Source organism: Methylobacterium sp. P1-11 (assembly GCF_008329595.1).
Taxonomy (GTDB): Bacteria; Pseudomonadota; Alphaproteobacteria; order Rhizobiales; family Beijerinckiaceae; genus Methylobacterium.
This window is the reverse complement of the sequence record NZ_NPKS01000081.1, coordinates 1-2,693: the sequence shown is the minus strand read 5'-3', so window position 1 is coordinate 2,693 and position 2,693 is coordinate 1. Positions and strand designations below refer to the sequence as shown.

At 65.1% G+C, this 2,693-nt stretch carries 2 protein-coding genes and 1 pseudogene; all 3 read right to left on the bottom strand.

The genetic code is table 11. The annotated features are described in order from the left end of the window. A pseudogene (locus CIW48_RS32755) lies at nt 1-495 on the bottom strand (flagellar protein); the annotation flags it as partial. A gap of 264 nt (nt 496-759) precedes the next feature. Next, nucleotides 760-2,208 (bottom strand): hypothetical protein, encoded by a 1,449-nt coding sequence (locus CIW48_RS32750; protein WP_246695529.1) that lies wholly within the window; start codon nt 2,206-2,208, stop codon nt 760-762. Between the two features lie 14 nt (nt 2,209-2,222). Further along, nucleotides 2,223-2,402 (bottom strand): hypothetical protein, encoded by a 180-nt coding sequence (locus CIW48_RS32745; protein ID WP_149314499.1) that lies wholly within the window; start codon nt 2,400-2,402, stop codon nt 2,223-2,225. Nucleotides 2,403-2,693: the final 291 nt, after the last annotated feature.

Genomic DNA, 2,693 nt, shown 5'->3' with positions numbered 1-2,693 from the left:
CGCGCCGAACGAGCCGCTGGAGGAGGTCGAGGCCGAGCTGACCGCCGAGTTCAGGGCGGCGACGGTGGCGCTGATGCTGGAGGAGGCGGCGATGGTGGCTGAGACGGAGGTGCCGTTGATGGTCAGGAGCACCGACTGGGAGGCGGTGCTGGCGCTGTAGGCGCCGGCGGCGGTTCCGGTCGTGGAGAGCTGGGTCGAGAGGGCCTGGTTGGCGATCGACTTGGCCTGGTCGACCAGCTTCTGGATCGAGGTGATGCCCTGGTTGGCGGCCTGGATCGTCTGGACGCCGTTGGAGATGCCGTCGAGCAGGGTGTTCAGGCTCGAGGAGCGGCTGTCGAGCGCCTGCGAGGTGAAGAAGTTGGTCGGGTTGTCGAGCGCGGAGTTGACCGTCTTGCCGGTCGCGAGCCGGTTCTGCGTGGTCGCCATCAGCTGGGCGGTGTCCTGCAGCGAGAGCAGGTTCTGACGCGTGGCGGACGAAAGGGTGATCGAGGACATGGATCGCTAACTTTCCAACCGGAGCAACCCGATTCTCGGGGACACCTAAGAATACCGGTTAAGGTTAAATCCGAATTAACTGCGCGAGTATTTTCTGCCGCGCGATGCAGCAGTCCATAAGTGGGCGACAGGCGATTCGGGTGTTATCCTCAGGCCATCCCACCGGGTCTTGCGGGCGCTCAAGCCGGCGGAGACTTGGCTCTGCGCAACTCGCTCCTGCCGGTGTTACGGAGCCGGCCGGTGCGCCGGACTGCGGAGATGATCTCAGTCGAGTGCGTAGCCGAGGAGCCCCTCGGTGGTGTGTCCCTCGCATCGGGGGTCGGTCGCGACGAAATGATCGTGACCGCCTGCATTGCAGCGGTAGATCGGATGGCGGCCGGGCCTCTGCGCCTCATAGACGTAGCCGGTCTGCCCGAGGGGTGTCTGGCCCTCGCACTGCGTGTCTCTGCTGAGAAAGTGATCCTGACCCGCCGCGCAGCTCATCAGCATGGCGGTCCCGGGCGCCGGAAGCGTCAAAAGGGTACCGACGCTGCGCTCGATCGTGTAGCCCGGCCCGATATAGCCGGTGGTGACCCAATGTCCGCCCGGACCGAAGGCGCGCTGCAGCGGCAGGCGGTCGGCGCCGCGCAGCTTGCGCGCCTCGGCGATCCGCCAGGTGCCGGGATACGGGTCGCCGCCCGAGAAGAAGATCGTGATGTCCGGCAGGAAGGAGGCCAGACTGCCTGCACCGTTCCTTTGAAAACCTGGACTGTGATTGAGATAGAAGCCGGTCACGTCAGTGTTCAGGTAGCCCAGAGGCGTCCATGCCGCCGGTGAACCGCTCAAGAGAACGGTCAGGGGCATTTTAAACAGACCCATCTGATAGGTCTCACGATCGGGATTCCGGGCCGGATCCTTGCAGGCCACCTGTTGACACGCGCGGCCGGGGAGTCCGGTGATAACGTAGACTTCCCCCGCCTTGGGATCGTACGCGAAATCCGAGTTGGGATTGATGGTTGCCCCATCCGTCGCGACGTTGGGGATCCGCACCGGCGGCTCGAAATGCACGCCGTCCGCCGTGTGCCGGACGTAGAGGTCTCCGAAGCCTCGAACGCCCTGCGGCCCGGTGAGATCCGTCGCGAAAACGAAGAGGCCGGACCGCCCGTCCGAGAAGGTTGCCGGCTGACCGGCGCCGTAATTGCCCTGCGCGATCGCCGGGTTGATCGGCTTGATGACCGGTTCCGGGTAGTCGACCCATGTCACTTTGTCGTTCGAGAACGCCAGACCCATCTGATTGTTGTTTCCGGGCTGGTTGTCTGATCCCGAATAGTACATTGCGTAGGCGTAGGTCCGGCCATCCGCCGGATTGATGAAGTGGCCCCGGATCACACTCGGATCACAAACGTATTGGCGGTTCCAAGAACCCGGAGTCGGCTGGAATACGACCTGAGCCGGCGAGAAGCCGGTCCGCGGGTCGTAGGAACGGTGGAAGATGACGTCAGTCTTTCCTTGGCCGCACCACCACAGGTCGGTGGTCCCATTTTCGGTAATGATGCTGGGCGCGTAGTTGTAGCCGGCCGGATTCGCCTCGTTGACGAATAGCGGCCGAGCCCCCGGCCCCTCCCAGCCGGCCGCGGCCGAGCCCACAAGGGCAAACGTTGCCAGCGCCCCCACGACGAGGGCGTAAATTCCCGGTCTCACGTTCACGCGTCTCCCTCGCTCCGCGGGATCCATCCACCGTACAGCTCTTACATGATCCGCTCCTGCGCCTCGGCGGGCAGCGCGGCGACCAGCTGAGCACTGAAGGCCGGCACATAGAACGTGGCTGCCTTCAGCGGGGCATCGACGGTCAAGTAAGCCACGAGTCCCTCGTGGACAGGTGCCGGCTCCGCCTTCCTGGGAAACGTCTCGGGATCCGGATCGCTCATGCTGATCCTCCCCATGCGTGGCCGTCCGGGCTTCCGTCTCAGGCCCGAACAGCAAAGCGAGAGCCATGCTATCAAGCGTCCGGGAACGTCCAGCCACCGCGTGCGGAACGCTCCACCAGCCTGCCGCCGTCGCGCGGGCGCAGATCGGCGGCCGCCGATAATCCAGGAGCAGCGGCGTCGGGATCTTAACTGCGGTAGCGTTCGGCCAGCGCCATGAGGGCCTGGGCGAGTTCGGTGAGGTTGGCGGAGGCGGCCTCGACCTGGCGTGTGCCGGCCGCGGTCTGCTGGCTG

Excerpts from the sequence above, each read along its gene's own strand:
- CIW48_RS32745 (WP_149314499.1), bottom strand. The coding sequence starts at position 2,402 with ATGAGCGATCCGGATCCCGAGACGTTTCCCAGGAAGGCGGAGCCGGCA.
- CIW48_RS32750 (WP_246695529.1), bottom strand. The coding sequence starts at position 2,208 with ATGGATCCCGCGGAGCGAGGGAGACGCGTGAACGTGAGACCGGGAATT.